Source organism: Pandoraea pnomenusa (genome assembly GCF_000767615.3).
In the GTDB taxonomy this organism is placed as follows: Bacteria; Pseudomonadota; Gammaproteobacteria; order Burkholderiales; family Burkholderiaceae; genus Pandoraea; species Pandoraea pnomenusa.
The window spans coordinates 842,074-857,532 of the sequence record NZ_CP009553.3; the positions used below are offsets into that span (position 1 = coordinate 842,074).

Here is a 15,459-nt window from a genome sequence, read left to right on the forward strand (position 1 = left end):
ACGACAATTCGGACGAATCGTCCTGTCTTTGGATAAGACGATTCTGACCGTCCACGCGGCGCCGCCCGATTTGATCTGTGGCAGGGCGCCGGCCGACGGGGTATGGCATACTCCGCCCACTTCCCCCCGAAGTCCCTTTTGTTTTCATTGCTTTCGCAGGGAGTTACACAATGCGTCGTTTCGGCCACCGGACCACCGGTCTCGCCAAATCCCGGGGATTCACCCTGATCGAGCTGATGATCGTGCTGGCGATCATCGGCGTGTTGGTCACGGCAGGGGTTCCATATCTGCAAAACTATCTGGTGCGTGCGCGTGTCGTCGAGGGACTGGGCGCGGCCGCGTCGGCCAAGGCGCTCGTGAGCGAGAACGCCATGCACGGCGCCCCGTTCAATAGCGGTTGGCAAGCGCCGAGTGCGACCGACAACGTGAACGCCGTGACCATCGACTCGGTGAGCGGCAACGTCACGGTCGCCTACACCCAGCGCGCTGGCGACGGTGCTCTGGTGCTGGTGCCCACGAGCGCCGGTCCCGACGGCAAGCCCATGGCGCTGACGGTCGGCAAGGCGCCTGAAGGCCAGATCGTATGGACGTGTTACGCACAAGGTCGCGAGGGCGCACCCGGCGGTGCCACGCTGCCCGCGAAGCTCGCGCCTCCCGAGTGCCGTGGCGCGGCGACCCAGCGGGGCGCCTGACGAACGGGTAAATGGCTGCCCCCGGGCGGCCATTTTTCGTTATGCTTGCGCATCTTCCAACCGGTGCATCGCACGGCGGCGATCTTGTTTCCTCCTCTGCTTCTATCGTTGATCGGGCTCACGCTCGCCCTGATCTGGGCTCTGCCCTATAACCTCGTCAAGCACACGTACCCGATCTCCACTTTTTACTCGGAGTCGCTGGCCTTTTCGTTGTTTGCTTGCCTAGGCGTGCTGTCGATGATTGCCGTATGGCAACGCGACGCACGCGCCTTGCGCATGCCGCGCGTGAGCTGGATGCCGCTCGCGTTCGTGGCGGTGATTCTCGTGCAGCGCGCCATCATGCCGACCGAGCTGCCGCAATTGATGCTGACGGCGCTGCTCTATGGCGTGGGCATGATCGTCGCGGTCAGTACCGGATTCTGGCTGGCGCAGTTGGGTTGGCGCGGTGTGCTCATGCGCTGGAGTGCGGCCGCGCTCACGCTTGGCGGGTTATACGCGGTGGGAGCGCAACTGGTGCAGGCGTTTCATCTCGAGGCGCATGTGCCGTGGCTGGTCGCCAGGTACACCGTGACGGTTGCGCGGCGCCTGTTCGGCAACATGTACCAGCCGAATCATCTGGCGACGTATCTGTCGCTCGCCAGCGCCGGCGCGTTCTACCTGTGGTATCAGCGCAAGTTGCCCGCATGGGCCTGGGTGCTCGTTTGCGCGGCGTTCGACGTCGGTATCTGCCTGACCGGCTCGCGCACGCCGTGGCTGCAACTGACTTTGCTCTCGGCGTTCGGTGCGTGGATGGTGTGGGCTGAGCGGACGGATCCGGCGCGCTCGATGCGCCGCTCCATGCGATGGTTCGTGCCGGTGGCGATCCTGCCGCTGCTCGCGCTTATGACGATGTTCGTCGGCTGGGCCAACGTGGCGTGGGGATGGCAGCTCGACGGCAGCGCCGTCGCACGCATGCATCAAGCGGGGCAGGTGACCGGGCGACTGAACCTCTGGGAATACGGATTCGCGATTTTCCGGGAGCACTGGTGGCTGGGGGCCGGTTGGTCGAACTATATCGATGCACAGTTCGCCCTGGTCGACAAGCTCGGTCCGGTGGAAATGGCGGACAACGCCCATAACGTGCTGCTCGACCTGCTCGCGAAGACCGGCATCGTCGGCACGCTGGCGGTGCTCGTGCCCCTCGCGTTCTGGTTCGCGCGCGCCGTGCGCGAGATCCGCAATGCGCCGATCGCGCTCGCATTCGTGCTGCTCGGCATGCTGGCCATCCACGCGATGCTCGAATATCCACAGCATTACGCGTTCTTCCTGCTGCCCGCGCTGTTCCTGCTGGGGCTGTGCGACACCCGGGCGATCGACAGTGTCTCGCCGACCGCGACGGCGGCCATCAACGGCGTGATCGTGCTTTTCGCGTGCGTGGCGATTCCGTGGCTGATCGGTGACTACCAGCGTGTCGAAGTCGCCTATCGGGCGGGCAAGATCGATACGTACCGCACCGATCCGGCGCTGTTCTTCGCGCCGTACGGCGACTATGCGGTCACCGGCGCGCTGTATCTCGATCGCGACCGTCTGGACGAGAAGCTGGCCGCGCACCGTGAGGCGCTGGCCTTGGGCGCGGGGCCCACGATGATCAAGCGCTACATCGTGTTGCTCGCGCTCGCGGGCCGCGATGACGAGGCGCTGCGCGACATTCAGCGGCTGAAGAACTACAACTCGGCGATCTTTCCGGGACAATATGCCGCGCTGATTCGCATGTTGCGCGAGCAGGGCGACGATCTGAAGCCGTTCGTCAAACGGGTGATCGAGGTGTGGGGACGCCCGAAGGGCCAGTCGGGCGACGCGAGCGACGATGCCTGAGCGCGATGCCTGAGCGCGATGCGGGATGCCCCTTGTCGTGATTCCCCCTGCGCCCAGGCCCTCAGGCCCTCAAGCGCCGGGTGCGGCGCCTTCTTCCGGTTCGTTCTCGTCGCCGCGCGCCCAAAAGAAGCGGTCGGGAAAGTGGCGTCCCATTCCGGGGCGGAACGCATTCTCGAGCACCTGTTGCAGATATTCCTGCGCTTCGCGCACGGCTTCCGGGACTGCCAGGCCGTTGGCAAGCATGGCGGTAACGGCGGCGGCGAGCGTGTCGATGGCGCCAGCCACGTTATGCGCAGGGCGGTCCCACGCATCTTCGCGGATAATGCCGCCGTCCGAATATAGCGTGTGGGTGAATTGCGGCGCGTTGTTGTCGCTCACGAGCACGAACTCGCAGCCGTTTTCCAGCAGGACCGATACCGCTTCGTCGAGCGACAGACTCTCGTTTTCCGTGATCGTCTGCGCGAGCGACACCGCGCTGGCCGGATTCACGACCAGCACACTGGCTTGCGGCACGAGCAGGCTGGCCGTCGCCTCTCGCAGTTCGTCGGCCGAGAGCAGGTGCTCGCCGGCCAGCCCGAAGTCGGGCGCGACCACGAGCGGCGTCTCGTCGTAGTCGGCCACGATCTCGGCAATGGCCGCCACGTTTTCGGCGTTCACCGCGCTGCCGACCTTGAAGGCTGCCACCGGCATGTCTTCGAGCAGCATGCGCGCCTGGTCGGCGATCCAGTCCGGGTCGATCGGTTGCACTTCGTCGCAGGTGCGCGAGTCCTGCGACGAATAGCCGGTCAGCACCGAGACGCCATAGCCGCCCATGCTCGCAAAGGTGAGCAGGTCGGCCTGGACGCCGGTCGCCGAAGTGGGATCGGCCAGGCCGAAGGTCAGCAGAATGGGAGGGGATTCGATGTGCATGGAGGCAGGATAGACGGCGATCTGGTCAGGCTTGGGGTTCGTTGGTACCATCACGCCTTAAATGCCCGTTTCGGAGCGCTGGCAAGCGCCGTGGGCCTGACCCGCCGGACAATGCACCGGCTGGGTTCTCACAACACCGCGCGACCTCGTCGCCGGGACCCGAAGCGGTTGACAAGCCATTGTAACGGAACGCCCGTCGCTGAAGAAAGCATGGAATACAAGAGCTGGATGTGCCTCATTTGTGGTTGGATTTACGACGAAGAGGCCGGACTGCCCGACGAGGGCATCGCACCCGGAACGCGTTGGGAAGACGTGCCCATCAACTGGACCTGTCCCGAGTGCGGCGCGCGCAAGGAAGATTTCGAGATGGTGCAGATCTGAGGACGCACCGAGAACGGCCGCACGCCCAGGAGATGGCCCATGGTGACGCCGCAATCGCCGTCCGAAACGTTGGGTATGTCCGACAAGCCCGACACGTCTGACACGTCTGATACGTCTGATACGTCGGACACGCCCGACCGCTTCGATACGTCTGATACCTTCGGCATGTCCGCCATGTCCCGTACACCGGACGTCGCCAACACGCCTGACGTTCCCGAGAACGCCGTCATCGCCGCCGCCGCCGCCGGTTCGCCAGCGCGGGAGGCGCGCGACCTGCCGCTGTGGCGGCTGCCCGAGGTGGCTGACGCCCTGACCGAGGCGTCCGACGCCTGGTCGAACGGCCCCGCGGCGGCGCTCGGGCCGTTGCGGCGGGCCAACCGTTTGCTCCAGTCCAGCGGCCATGCCGACTGGGCGTTGCAGGGCGAGCGGCTCGTTCAGGCGATCGCCGAGGCGGCCTACGGGCAGCCGGGCGCGCAGGACTCCGCGCAGCGCAACGCATTGCGTCAGTTCGAGCGCGATATCTGGCAGGCGGGCGTGGCGCCCGTAGTGTCTCCCGGCACGGGCGACGCTGGCACCGTTGCCGAAACCTGGCCGGGTGCGCCCACACCCGGCGAGCTTCGCATGGCGGGCTGGGCGATCGCTCAGCCGCGATTGCACGGGCTGCCGGCGGGCACCGCGCCCCTGCGGGCGGACGTAGAGCGTGTGCTGCTGCGGCTGCTGCGTTCCGATGCGGACGTCGTCGATACCACGGCGGCGCTGGGCCAGTTGGCCGATCTGGCCGCCGATTTGCACCGCGCGGGTGCGACGGCGCCCCTCGATTACTGGCGGCTCGCCGCCGCATGGCTGCGTTTCGCGCGCGCTCCGCTCAGTCTGGCCGACAAGCGCCAGATCGGGCGCATGAACATGGCACTGCGCAAGCAGTTGGCGCGCCCTGCCGTCACGGGCGACACGTCGCCGGGCAGTGCCGTCGCAGCGTCCGAGGCTCGCCAAGGCGGCAAGGCATCGGCCGATGCGATTCCCGGTCACGATCTGCTCGAGGCGCTGGCAACGTGGCACGCGCAGGCGCCCGACAGCTGGCTCGGCACGTTATTGGCCGATTTCGGCGTGCTGCGCCGTCCGGGTCATCTTCCCGAGCCGTTGGCCGATGCCGCGCAAGCGGCGCAAAAACAGGGCGTGGGCAACAGTTCGCGCGATTGGCTGCGTATCGGACCGCTCGCAGTGCGTCAGGACGTGTGCCAGACCTACCTGAGCCTGGCGGACGAGGCGCTTCCGAATCTGAACGATCCGGCGGTCGCGGCGAAGGTTGCCGAATACTCGGCAGCCATCGGGCTGGCGCCCGTTGCGCGGCTTGCGGCGGCGGTGGCCGCCACCGGCGAACGCCTGGCGGCGTCGCCCCCGGCGGAGCCGGGCGGCCCGGCGGCGCTGGCGATGACGGTCAAGGCGTTGCGCGGCATGCTGCATCAGTTTGCCGCGGATACCTACCCCGAAGCACGCCCCGATCTGATTGCCGAAATGGCGATGTGGCGCGAACGTGCGCTGGACGCCAGCGTGTTCGGACAGAGGCTCGTCACCGGGCGCGACGTTCCGTGATAAAGTCGGCGCAAAGGCTGCCGTTGGCGGCCGATGGCCGTACCACGATGCGGAAAAAGTTCGTCTGCTGACCCGCCGCGGCCCGCGGCACCGGACGGCAGACCGTCAAACAGGTTCCGACAAACTCTGGCCCTATGCCGAACGACCGTATCAATCTCACGAATCAGTTTCTCATCGCCATGCCGGGCATGGCCGATCCGACCTTTTCCGGCACTGTCGTCTATCTGTGCGAGCACAGCGAGAAGGGGGCGATCGGGCTGGTCATCAACCGTCCCACCGACATCGACCTGCAATCGCTCTTCGAGCGGCTCGACCTCAAGCTCGAAATCGATCCGCTGGCCCATCAGCCGGTGTTCTTCGGCGGCCCGGTGCAGACCGAGCGCGGCTTCGTGCTGCATGAGGCCACGGGCGCGTCGTACAGTTCGTCGCTGTCGGTGCCGGGCGGTCTGGAGATGACGACGTCCAAGGACGTGCTCGAAGCCGTGGCCAACGGGCAGGGGCCGAACCGTTTCCTGCTCACGCTGGGGCATTCGGGCTGGAGCGCCGGCCAACTGGAAGACGAAATCAGCCGCAACGGCTGGCTCACGGTGGCGGCCGATCCGGGCATCGTGTTCGACGTCCCGCCCGCCGAGCGCTTCGACGCCGCGCTGGCGTTGCTTGGCGTGACGTCGTCGATGCTCTCCGCCGACGCGGGTCACGCATGACGGCTGGCAGCGCCACGGTGCTCGCCTTCGATTACGGCGAGCGCCGGATCGGCGTGGCGATCGGCAATCTCCTGTTGCGCGAGGCCCGCGCGCTCACTGTCGTGGCCAATCTCAACCGCGAAGTCCGGTTTGCCGAGATGGGCAAACTCATTACCGAGTGGCAACCCGAGCGCATCGTCGTCGGGCTGCCATGCCATCCCGATGGCACTCCGCACGAAATGACGCAGCAGGCCAAACGCTTCGGCAATCAGCTCAACGGACGGTTCGGCGTGCCCGTATTCTGGGTCGACGAACGTTATTCCTCGGTGGCGGCCGCCGCGGCGCTGGCCGAAGCCGGCGTCAAGGTGTCGCAGAAGACATCGCTCGATGCCGAGGCCGCCCGCATCATCCTCCAACAGTATTTCGACGAGCATGTGCCTGCCTGATTCCCGCCTGGAGCGTGCGCATGGCTAACGGCATGCTCGGCCGACGCGGTCACCCGCAACTCAACCGAAACGGCGAACTGAAGCATCTGCTCACGGTCGAGGGCCTGCCCCGCGCCGTGCTCATGCATATCCTCGACACGGCCACGCAGTTCGTCGGCGTGAACGATGCCGACGTCAAGAAAGTGCCGCTGCTGCGCGGCAAATCGGTCTTCAACCTGTTCTTCGAAAACTCGACGCGTACGCGCACCACGTTCGAGATCGCGGCTGCGCGGCTCTCGGCGGATGTGCTGAATCTGAACATCAACGCGTCGTCGACGAGCAAGGGCGAGACGCTGCTCGACACCATCGGCAATCTGTCGGCCATGCATGCGGACCTGTTCGTCGTGCGTCACGCGCAATCGGGGGCACCGTACCTGATCGCCGAACACTGCGCGCCGCACGTACACGTGATCAACGCGGGCGACGGCCGTCACGCGCATCCGACGCAGGGCCTGCTCGACATGTACACGATTCGCCATCACAAGGGCGAATTCCAGAACCTGACGGTCGCGATCGTCGGCGACATCCTGCATTCGCGAGTGGCGCGATCGGATATTCATGCGCTCACCACCCTGGGCGTGCCCGAAGTCCGCGCCATCGGTCCGCGTACGCTGCTGCCCGAGGGGCTCGAGCAGCTTGGCGTGCGCGTGTTTCACGATATGGACGAAGGGCTGCGCGACGTGGACGTGATCATCATGCTGCGTTTGCAGAACGAGCGCATGAGCGGCGCGTTGCTGCCGTCCGCTGCCGAATATTTCCGTTACTACGGGCTGACGCCCGAGCGCCTGGCGCTGGCCAGGCCCGACGCCATCGTGATGCACCCGGGCCCGATGAACCGGGGCGTGGAGATCGATTCGGCGGTCGCCGACGGGCCGCAGTCGGTCATTCTCGAGCAAGTGTCGTTCGGCATCGCCGTGCGCATGGCGGTGATGAGTATCGTTGCCGCAAACCACGGGTGAACGCGCCATGAAACTGCATGTGAAGGGGGGCCGCGTCATCGATCCCGCGACGCGGACCGATCAGAAGCACGACATTTTCATCGCCGACGGAGCCGTCGCGTCGATGGGGGCGCCGCCAGCCGATTTCACGGCCGATCGCGTCATCGATGCGACGGGATGTGTCGTGATGCCCGGGCTGGTCGATCTGGCCGCACGGGGTGTCACCACGGCGCGCGAGGCCGTGGCGGCGCTCGCGGGCGGCGTCACGCGCACGGTCTGCCCGCCCGATACCGACCCGGTGCTCGACGAACCGGACCTCGTCGAAATGCTGCAACTGCGCACGGGCGCCGCCCATCGGTCGCACGCGCATCCGCGAGTGCATCCCTTGGGGGCGCTCACGATCGGGCTCGCCGGACGTGAGCTCACCGAGATGGCGCAACTCGCCCGGGCCGGGTGTATTGGCCTGTCACAGGCGAACGCGCCGGTCGCCGACAACCGGACCTTGCTGCGCGCATTGCAGTACGCGGGGACTTTCGGCCTGACAATCTGGCTGCGTGCGCAGGACGCGGCGCTGGCCGAGGGCGGCGTGGCCGCCAGCGGAGCGGTGGCGTCGCGGCTCGGCCTGGCGGGCATCCCTGTCGCGGCGGAGACGATCGCGCTTCATACCATTCTCGAACTCGTGCGGGTGACCGGCACGCGCGTGCATCTGTGCCGCCTGTCGTCCGCCGCCGGGATTGCACTCGTGCGCGCAGCCAAGGCCGAAGGGTTGCCGGTGACGTGCGACATTGCCGCCCATCATCTTCACCTGACGGACATGGACATCGGGTATTTCGACGCCCAGTACCGGCTCGATCCGCCGCTGCGCTCGCAACGCGATCGCGACGCGCTGCGCGACGCCGCGCGTGACGGTACCGTCGATGCCATTTGCTCGGACCACACGCCGCTTGGCGCCGACGCGCGTCTCGTGCCATTCGCGCAGGCGCTGCCCGGTGCGAGCGGGCTCGAGCTGCTACTGTCGCTGGTGGTGAAATGGGCGGACGAGGCACGCGTGCCGTGGGTCGATGCGTTGGCGCGAGTCACGCATGGGCCGGCACAGCGGCTGGCCGCGGTGGCCCCGGGCGCCGGACGGCTCGCTCCCGGTCTGCCGGCCGATCTGTGCGTCTTCGCCCCGTCGGAGCACTGGACCGTGTCCGCGCAGCAGATGCGCAGTCGCGGTCACAACACCCCATTCTTGGGATACGAATTGCCGGGGCGTGTACGCCTCACGCTGGTCGGTGGCCGCGTGGCGTACGAAAGTCCCACCGTCTAGGATGCGATTGCCGTGCTGTTGATCAAGAAACTACGTCTGGGGCTGCATCTTGCGCGTGGCCTGCTGGTGGCACTGCTGATCTTTCCGTTCCTGTCGGAAGCGGCGAAGCATCGCCGCATCCGCCTGTGGTCGCAAAAGCTGCTGAGACTGTGCGGCATGCGTCTCGAAGTCGAGCAGCACGCGCCCCTGCCCGAATCCGGGGTGATGCTGCTGTGCAATCACGTGTCGTGGATCGACATTTTCGCGATCAATGCGTGGCGTCCGGTTCGCTTCGTGGCCAAGGCGGAGATTCGCCACTGGCCGTTGGTGGGCTGGCTGTGCGTGCAGACGCGGACGATCTTTCTGCAGCGCGAACGCCGCGCGGACGCGCGCCGCATCATGCATTACCTCTCGGACTGTCTGCGCGACGGGGACATCATCACGGTGTTTCCGGAGGGCACGACCACCGACGGACGCAGCCTTCTACCGTTCCATGCCAATCTGCTTCAGGCGCCGGTCACGACCGGCAAGCCGGTGCAGCCGCTGTGCCTGTTCTATGCGGATGAGGCGAGTGGGCGTCACACCATGGCGCCGGCATATATTGGCGAGACGAGCCTGATCGAGTCGATCGACATGATTCTGCGCGCCCCGCCCATGGCGGTGCGCCTTTCGGTGGGGGCGCCGCAATATCCGCAGGAAGGACAGCATCGGCGAGCGTTTGCGCTGGGTGCCCAGAAGGCGGTCGGCGAGGCGCTGCAGGCGTTTCTGCCCGAAGCCGTGCTGCCGGCCAACGGGTCGGTCGGATCGCGCGATGCGGCGTTCGACGGCGAAGCGGGTGACTCAGCCGAGGCAGTGCGCATCTGACGCGCTCAATCGCCCTTGCGTTTCGCGCCTTTGTCCGTCGCTTTGCCGATGGTCTTGGCGGACCGCTTTGCCGTCCCCTTGTTGATCGCCTTGCTCGCTGCTTTCCTCGCCGCCTTTCCGGGGAGCTTTTCCGCCTTGCGAGCACCGTTGCCGGGCTTCTCGGCCTTCTGGGCTTTTTCGCCTTTCTCGCCTTTCTCGCCCTTCTCGCCCTTCTCGCCTTTCTCGGCCCTCGCGGCCTTGAGCGCGTCTTCCGCCCCGTCCGCCTTTCTGATCTTGTTGCGCGACTTGCCATCGAGCGGGGCCAGGGGATCGCGGATCTGCGGGCAGTCGATCTGAACCAGTTCGCGCCCGGCAGGTACGTCGGCGAGCTTCACGGCCGTGAGTCGCCCGCCCCACACGCAGCCGGTATCCAGACCGAGCACGTTCTCGCGCATCACCAGACCCAGTGCCGACCAGTGACCGAACACCATCGTGACGTCGGAGGTGCGGCGCCCTGGCGCATCGAACCACGGCTTGAGCGCGTCCGTGGCCGCGTCGGCTCCTTCCTTGATCTTGAAGTCGATGCGCCCGTCGGCCGTGCAGAAGCGCATGCGGGTGAGGGCATTGATGGTCAGGCGTTGACGATCCTCGTCGCTCAGCGCGTCGTGCCATTGGTCGGGCTGATTGCCGAACATGCGTGAAAGGAACGTTTTCCAGTCGGGGCCGCGAAGCTGTGTCTCGACGTCGCGGGCCAGCGCGATGACTTGTGCCGCATCCCACTGTGGCAGCACCCCGGCGTGCACCATCAGGTACCCGCGCGCGAAATGCGCCAGCGGCTGACGGCGGACCCAGTCGATGAGGGTGTCGCGGTCGGGGGCGGTGAGAATGTCATCGAGGGTGTCGCTGCCGTGGGCCTGACGCACGCCGGCCGCGACAGCCAGCAGGTGGAGGTCGTGATTGCCGAGCACGGCGGTGGCGCGATCGCCCAGGGCGATGACCTGTCGCAGCGTGTCGAGCGAGCGCGGTCCGCGGTTGACGAGGTCGCCCGCGAGCCAGAGATCGGCGTCTTGCGGCAGGCGAGCGAGCAATTGTTCAAACGACGTTTGGCAACCCTGGAGGTCGCCGATGGCATAGATGTCACGCATCGCGTTGGTGGCGCTGTCTTGTCTCGTTGTCCCGATCAGGGGGCTTCCGTGTGCCGCGGCTGCGCATGTCGGTCGACCCTGCGCGGCGCCCCGTGGTCGTTCATTTCTTGTAGATCAGCCAGCGCGGCGCCTTGAAGCGGACAATGCGCAGATACAGCCAGACGTAAGTCACCATGAAGGCGACACAGCACAAGGCGAGTACCAGACTATGCCGCCAGAAGACCGTCGCCGGGATCACTGCCAGCAAGCATAGCAGCCAAAGGTACGGAGAGGTCAAGGAATTGCGCTGCGTGAGCGCACTGGCCGTTCGCGCGCCCGCGGCCCAGCGCAACAGCCGCTTGTAGACGAGCATGTGCAGGTGCACGCCGTCGGGAATGCCGGGCGAGATACCGCGCACGAAGCGCTTGCGATAGATCGAGAAGCACACCTCGAACGCCGGATAGATGACCATCAGCGCGGGATACCACGGCGACACCTGCGGGTTGCGCATGACCAGCAGCACGGCGATTTCGGCCAGCATGAAACCGAGGAAGTAGGCACCGCCGTCGCCGAGGAAGATCAGTCCGCCGGGAAAATTGAAGATGAAAAAGCCGAGAATGGCGCCGACCATGATCATCGACGTCGTGAGCACGACCGGGTCCTGCACCTGGAACCCGACATAGCCGAGCGAGGCGAACATGATCATCGCGACCATCGCGGCCAGGCCGTTGAAGCCGTCGATGATGTTGACGGCGTTGGCCATGCCGGCCACGCAAAGTACCGTGAGGGGCACCGACACCGCCGCGAACCCCAGCGCGCGGTCCGCCAGGCCGATGTCCACGCGGTTGATGTGGATGTCGAGCATCAGCCAGGCGAGCAGCGCGGCGACCATCGTGCAGAGCAGCCGAACCGTCGGTGTCACCCGTTTGGTCAGGTCTTCGATGAAGCCGGAAAGAAAGGCGGGCAGGCCGCAGGCCACGAGCAGGAGGATGTCGCGGGCCACCTTTGGGTAGGGGAAGCCCAGGGCGGTGGCGGCCACCACCAGTCCGGCCAGAATGCCCACGCCACCGATGCGCGGCACCGGCACCACGTGGAATTTCTGCACGCCCGCGACATCGCTGTCACCCGAAAAACGGGCATGGACGTGCGCGTAGCGAACGATCAACAGCGTCGCGATGAACGACACGACGAGAGCGATGGCGAGACTCAGCATGAGGCGGGAAGGGACCCGAGGATCCGAAAATACTCTGCAATGACGACGTGTTCGTCGAATTCGCGCGCTACTTTAGCACGCCCGGCGTCGCCCATCCCTTCGAGCGCCGACGCCGGCATCAGGGCGACCTCGCGCATGCATTCGGTCAGCGCGGCCGCATCTCGCGCGGGCACCAGGCGGCCCGTCACGCCGTCGTCGATCACGTCGCGACACCCTGGCACGTCGGTGGCGATCAGCGGGCGTCCCATGGCGCTCGCTTCGAGCAGCGTACGCGAGAGCCCTTCGCGGTACGACGGCAGCACCACACAGTGGGCGTTCGCGATGCACGGACGCACATCGTCCGTGGTACCGAGATACTCGATGACGCCTTCGCGCTGCCAGGCCTCGACCTCGCCGCGCGTGATAGCGGTCGGATTTTCGACGTCGGCGGCGCCGAGCAGCTGGCAGGTCACATGCGGCATCGCGGTGCGCAGCGCGCGCGCGGCTTCCACATATTCGAGCACACCCTTGTCGCGCAGCAGGCGCGCGATCAGCAGGAATCGCATCGGCGAGGGCGGCGCATCGGCGGCATCGGCGGCATCGGCCACATGGGCGCGGGGCCACGGCGCCTTGGCGAAGTGGGCAAGATCCACGCCTTCGCCGGGCAGCAGGCGCGTCTTGCCGAGCGCCACGAGTCCGTGTTGCACGAACGCGCGGTGGTCCTCGGCGTTGAGAAACCAGTTCTCCCGCGTATGGCGGAAGGCCACGCGGTAAAGCTGCCGGGCGAGCCGTGTGGTGAGCGATTCGCGAATGAAGACGTAGCCGAGCCCCGTGGTCATCGACACCGAGGGAATGCGGGCCAGGTGCGCCGCGATCGACCCGTAGATATTCGGTTTGATCGTGTAATGGAAGATCACCGCGGGGCGAACCTGCCGATACAGGCGGTAGAGCCGCCACATCAGGCCGAGATCCTGCAGCGGGTTCTGGCCCTTCGCGGCCATGGGAACGACGTGCACGACGCAGCCCATCGCGGCGAGCTTTTCCGCGAAGGCGTCCGCCGGGGCGGCGACGTGCACGGGGTGTCCCGCCGCCAGCATCGCCGCGATGGGGCCTCGCCGGAAGTTGTAGATCGACCAGAACGTGTTGGAGCAGAGCAGGACCGGAGTAGTCATTGACGTTGCGGTGATTTGTCAGACGTCCGAGCGTCGCGTGTCGCGCAGACGGGCATACACATCCAGCCAGCGTGTCACGACGGCGTCGAGCGAGTAATGGGAGACGATGCGGGCGCGATTCGCCGCGCCGACGGCATGCCGCGCGTCCTGCCCGGCGCGCAGCGTGCGCAGCAGCGCGTCGGCCAGTCGTTGCGCGTCGCCGACGGGCACCAGCGCGTTGCCAGGGGCGTCGTCCGGTGCGCCGCCGATCATTTCGCGCACGCCGCCGCAGTCGGTCGAGACGATTGGCAGACCGCAGGCCATTGCCTCGCCGATCACCAGCGGCAGGCCCTCCCATGCCGACGACATGGCGTACACGTCCGCCGCGCACATCCACCGCGCAATGTCGTTGCGACGGCCGAGCAGCGTAACGGCGTGTGCAAGGCCCAGTGAATCGATGCGCGCCTGCACCGTGCCGCGCATCGGCCCTTCGCCGGCGATGAACAGGCGGGCGTCGGGCATCTCGCGGACCACGCGCGAGAAGGCGTCGATCATCACCGGATAGCCCTTCGCCTCGACCATCCGACCGGCGGCGAACACGACGGGCGCGGCGAGCGCCCCGACACCGGGCATGGCAGCCCGGCATTGCTGGCGCGCCAAGGGATCGGGCCGATAGCGCGCGGTATCGATGCCGTTGGGCATGCTGACGATGCGCCCGGGCGGCGCGGCGCGTTGCGCGACGAACGCGGCCACGGCGTCGTCGCTGACGTTGGTCGTCAGATCCGTCAGCCGGTCGGTCAGCCGGTACGCGAGCATCCAGACACGCCCACCTTCGTTGCGACTGTGCGCGCTCGTCACGAGCACCGGCATTGGCGCGAGCACACGCGTGAGGCGCGCGAGCAGGTTGGCGTGCACCATATGGGCGTGGACGACGTCCGGTCGCCACGCCCGCAGGCGCGACGCGAACTGGCGCATGGCGCCCGCAAGCGACCAGGGTGTCTTGCTCGCCTTCAGTTCGACGAGCGTGAGACGTGGCGACATCGGCAGCGCGATCGTGCACGCGCCGGTCACCGACACGAGCATCACCTCATGCCCGCGAGAAAGAAAGCCGCGCGCGAGGTCGGCTACCTGGGTCTCGGCGCCGCCCAGTTGAAGTCCGGTGGTGAGCAGGACGATCTTCATCGTGCTCCGCCCGGCAGGGAACCCGCGTCAGTCCACAACGTCTCCCAGCGCGCGGCGACAGCGTCGGCACGAAACGCCTGGGCATGGACATAGCCCGCCAGACCGAGCCGTCGCCGCAATGCGGGGTCGCCGATCAGGCGCAGCAGCGCGGCCGCCAGCGCGTCGATGTCGCCGTCTTCCACCACGAGGCTGTCGACCTCGTCATGCAGCAGCGCTCGTGGTCCGGCGTCCGCGGCAAAAGCCACGACGGGCACCGCGTAGGCTTTCGTCTCGATCAATACCAGCCCGAAGCTCTCGCGCCGCGAGGGCAGGCAATACAGGGTCGCCTGCGCATAGTGTCGTGCGATGTCGGCCACGGCGGGCAGCACGTGCACGCTGTCGCCGACGCCCGCGTCGCGGGCTTGTGCGAGCAGCGTTTCGCGCAATGGGCCGTCACCGACGATTCGCACCTGCCAGCCGGGGGCGTGTCGGGAGACGCGCGCCCAGGCGTCGATAAGCCGGTCGAACCCTTTCTCCGGGACCAGACGCCCGACGGCGAGCACGCAGCGCGCATCGTCCTGTGCTGGCGGCGGCGTGTCGGGCATTGGAATGCCGAGCGGATTGGGCAGCGTGACGAATCTGGCGCGCGCATGCGGGTGGTGGGCTTGCCAGGCGTCGCGATCGGTCTCGGTGAGCACCACCACGGCGTCGTAGCGGCGTGCGGCCAGCGCCCGCGCCCAGCGGCGCGCACGGCGACCGAGGTCACTGGCGTAGGTGCTGTGTTCCCACGCGATGCGTTGCATCGGCACGCCGAGCGTTGCGGGCACCGTGTAGAGCGCGAGCATCGGGTCGACGTCGATCATGATCTCGATGGCGTTCGCGCGCACATAGCGCCGAAGCGCCCGCACGATGGACAGGTAGTGGCGCTTGAACGCCACGCGCTCGCCGAACATCGCATGATGCGAAACTTCCGGCGAGAGCGGGAAGACGGGCACGTGTCCCCACAGCGAGACCACATGCACGCGATGTCCGCGTGCCGCAAGCGCGTTGGCTAGCGTGGCCGTCGCACGCTCGGCGCCGGCGAACGCCGCGAGCGTGCCGGTAAACAGGCAGACGGTGCGGGAGTGGGCGGCGTCGTTGGCGGAGGCGAAGGTCGTCATGTCGCTCC

At 66.9% G+C, this 15,459-nt stretch carries 15 protein-coding genes; 9 read left to right on the top strand and 6 right to left on the bottom strand.

From position 1 onward, the window contains the following. The first annotated feature begins 170 nt into the window (after positions 1-170). Entirely contained in the window at positions 171-692 is a 522-nt protein-coding gene (locus tag LV28_RS27880; RefSeq protein WP_023594269.1) for a pilin, read from the top strand. 84 nt (positions 693-776) lie between these two features. Further along, positions 777-2,546: an O-antigen ligase family protein gene (locus LV28_RS27885; RefSeq protein ID WP_147291581.1), complete on the top strand. Its 1,770-nt coding sequence runs from the start codon at positions 777-779 to the stop codon at positions 2,544-2,546. Between the two features lie 69 nt (positions 2,547-2,615). On the opposite strand, the gene thiD is transcribed toward LV28_RS27885, so the two are convergent. Beyond that, positions 2,616-3,455: a bifunctional hydroxymethylpyrimidine kinase/phosphomethylpyrimidine kinase gene (thiD, locus tag LV28_RS27890; protein ID WP_023872296.1), complete on the bottom strand. Its 840-nt coding sequence runs from the start codon at positions 3,453-3,455 to the stop codon at positions 2,616-2,618. Between the two features lie 210 nt (positions 3,456-3,665). On the opposite strand from thiD, the gene LV28_RS27895 reads away from it, so the two are divergent. From LV28_RS27895 to LV28_RS27925, 7 genes are all read left to right on the top strand, one after another. After that, a complete protein-coding gene (locus LV28_RS27895; RefSeq protein WP_006400971.1) occupies positions 3,666-3,836 on the top strand; it encodes a rubredoxin in 171 nt (56 codons plus the stop codon). Between the two features lie 39 nt (positions 3,837-3,875). Then, a complete protein-coding gene (locus LV28_RS27900; protein WP_038618771.1) occupies positions 3,876-5,426 on the top strand; it encodes a hypothetical protein in 1,551 nt (516 codons plus the stop codon). A 134-nt stretch (positions 5,427-5,560) separates the two neighbouring features. Further along, entirely contained in the window at positions 5,561-6,130 is a 570-nt protein-coding gene (locus LV28_RS27905) for a YqgE/AlgH family protein (RefSeq protein WP_023594273.1), read from the top strand. Continuing rightward, the gene (ruvX, locus tag LV28_RS27910) at positions 6,127-6,555 is read left to right on the top strand and encodes a Holliday junction resolvase RuvX (protein ID WP_023594274.1); all 429 of its coding nucleotides are present in this window, start codon (positions 6,127-6,129) and stop codon (positions 6,553-6,555) included. The genes LV28_RS27905 and ruvX overlap by 4 nt, the downstream gene beginning before the upstream one ends. Before the next feature lie 20 nt (positions 6,556-6,575). After that, complete coding sequence (locus LV28_RS27915) at positions 6,576-7,553, top strand: aspartate carbamoyltransferase catalytic subunit (RefSeq protein WP_023594275.1); 978 nt, start codon at positions 6,576-6,578, stop codon at positions 7,551-7,553. A gap of 7 nt (positions 7,554-7,560) precedes the next feature. After that, a complete protein-coding gene (locus LV28_RS27920; protein ID WP_023872291.1) occupies positions 7,561-8,841 on the top strand; it encodes a dihydroorotase in 1,281 nt (426 codons plus the stop codon). Between the two features lie 12 nt (positions 8,842-8,853). Next, positions 8,854-9,684 (top strand): lysophospholipid acyltransferase family protein, encoded by an 831-nt coding sequence (locus tag LV28_RS27925; protein WP_038618768.1) that lies wholly within the window; start codon positions 8,854-8,856, stop codon positions 9,682-9,684. Positions 9,685-9,689: 5 nt separating this feature from the next. On the opposite strand, the gene LV28_RS27930 is transcribed toward LV28_RS27925, so the two are convergent. From LV28_RS27930 to LV28_RS27950, 5 genes are all read right to left on the bottom strand, one after another. After that, on the bottom strand, positions 9,690-10,808 hold the full coding sequence (locus LV28_RS27930) for a symmetrical bis(5'-nucleosyl)-tetraphosphatase (protein WP_081326809.1): 1,119 nt from the start codon (positions 10,806-10,808) through the stop codon (positions 9,690-9,692). 100 nt (positions 10,809-10,908) lie between these two features. After that, positions 10,909-12,000: an MraY family glycosyltransferase gene (locus LV28_RS27935; RefSeq protein WP_023594279.1), complete on the bottom strand. Its 1,092-nt coding sequence runs from the start codon at positions 11,998-12,000 to the stop codon at positions 10,909-10,911. Beyond that, the gene (locus tag LV28_RS27940) at positions 11,994-13,151 is read right to left on the bottom strand and encodes a glycosyltransferase family 4 protein (protein WP_038618765.1); all 1,158 of its coding nucleotides are present in this window, start codon (positions 13,149-13,151) and stop codon (positions 11,994-11,996) included. The genes LV28_RS27935 and LV28_RS27940 overlap by 7 nt, the downstream gene beginning before the upstream one ends. 18 nt (positions 13,152-13,169) lie before the next feature. Then, positions 13,170-14,312 carry a glycosyltransferase gene (locus tag LV28_RS27945; protein WP_038618762.1) on the bottom strand — a complete coding sequence of 381 codons (1,143 nt, stop codon included), beginning with the start codon at positions 14,310-14,312 and terminating at the stop codon, positions 13,170-13,172. Continuing rightward, complete coding sequence (locus tag LV28_RS27950; protein WP_048806443.1) at positions 14,309-15,451, bottom strand: glycosyltransferase; 1,143 nt, start codon at positions 15,449-15,451, stop codon at positions 14,309-14,311. Before LV28_RS27950 ends, LV28_RS27945 begins: the two co-directional genes overlap by 4 nt. Between the last annotated feature and the right edge of the window lie 8 nt (positions 15,452-15,459).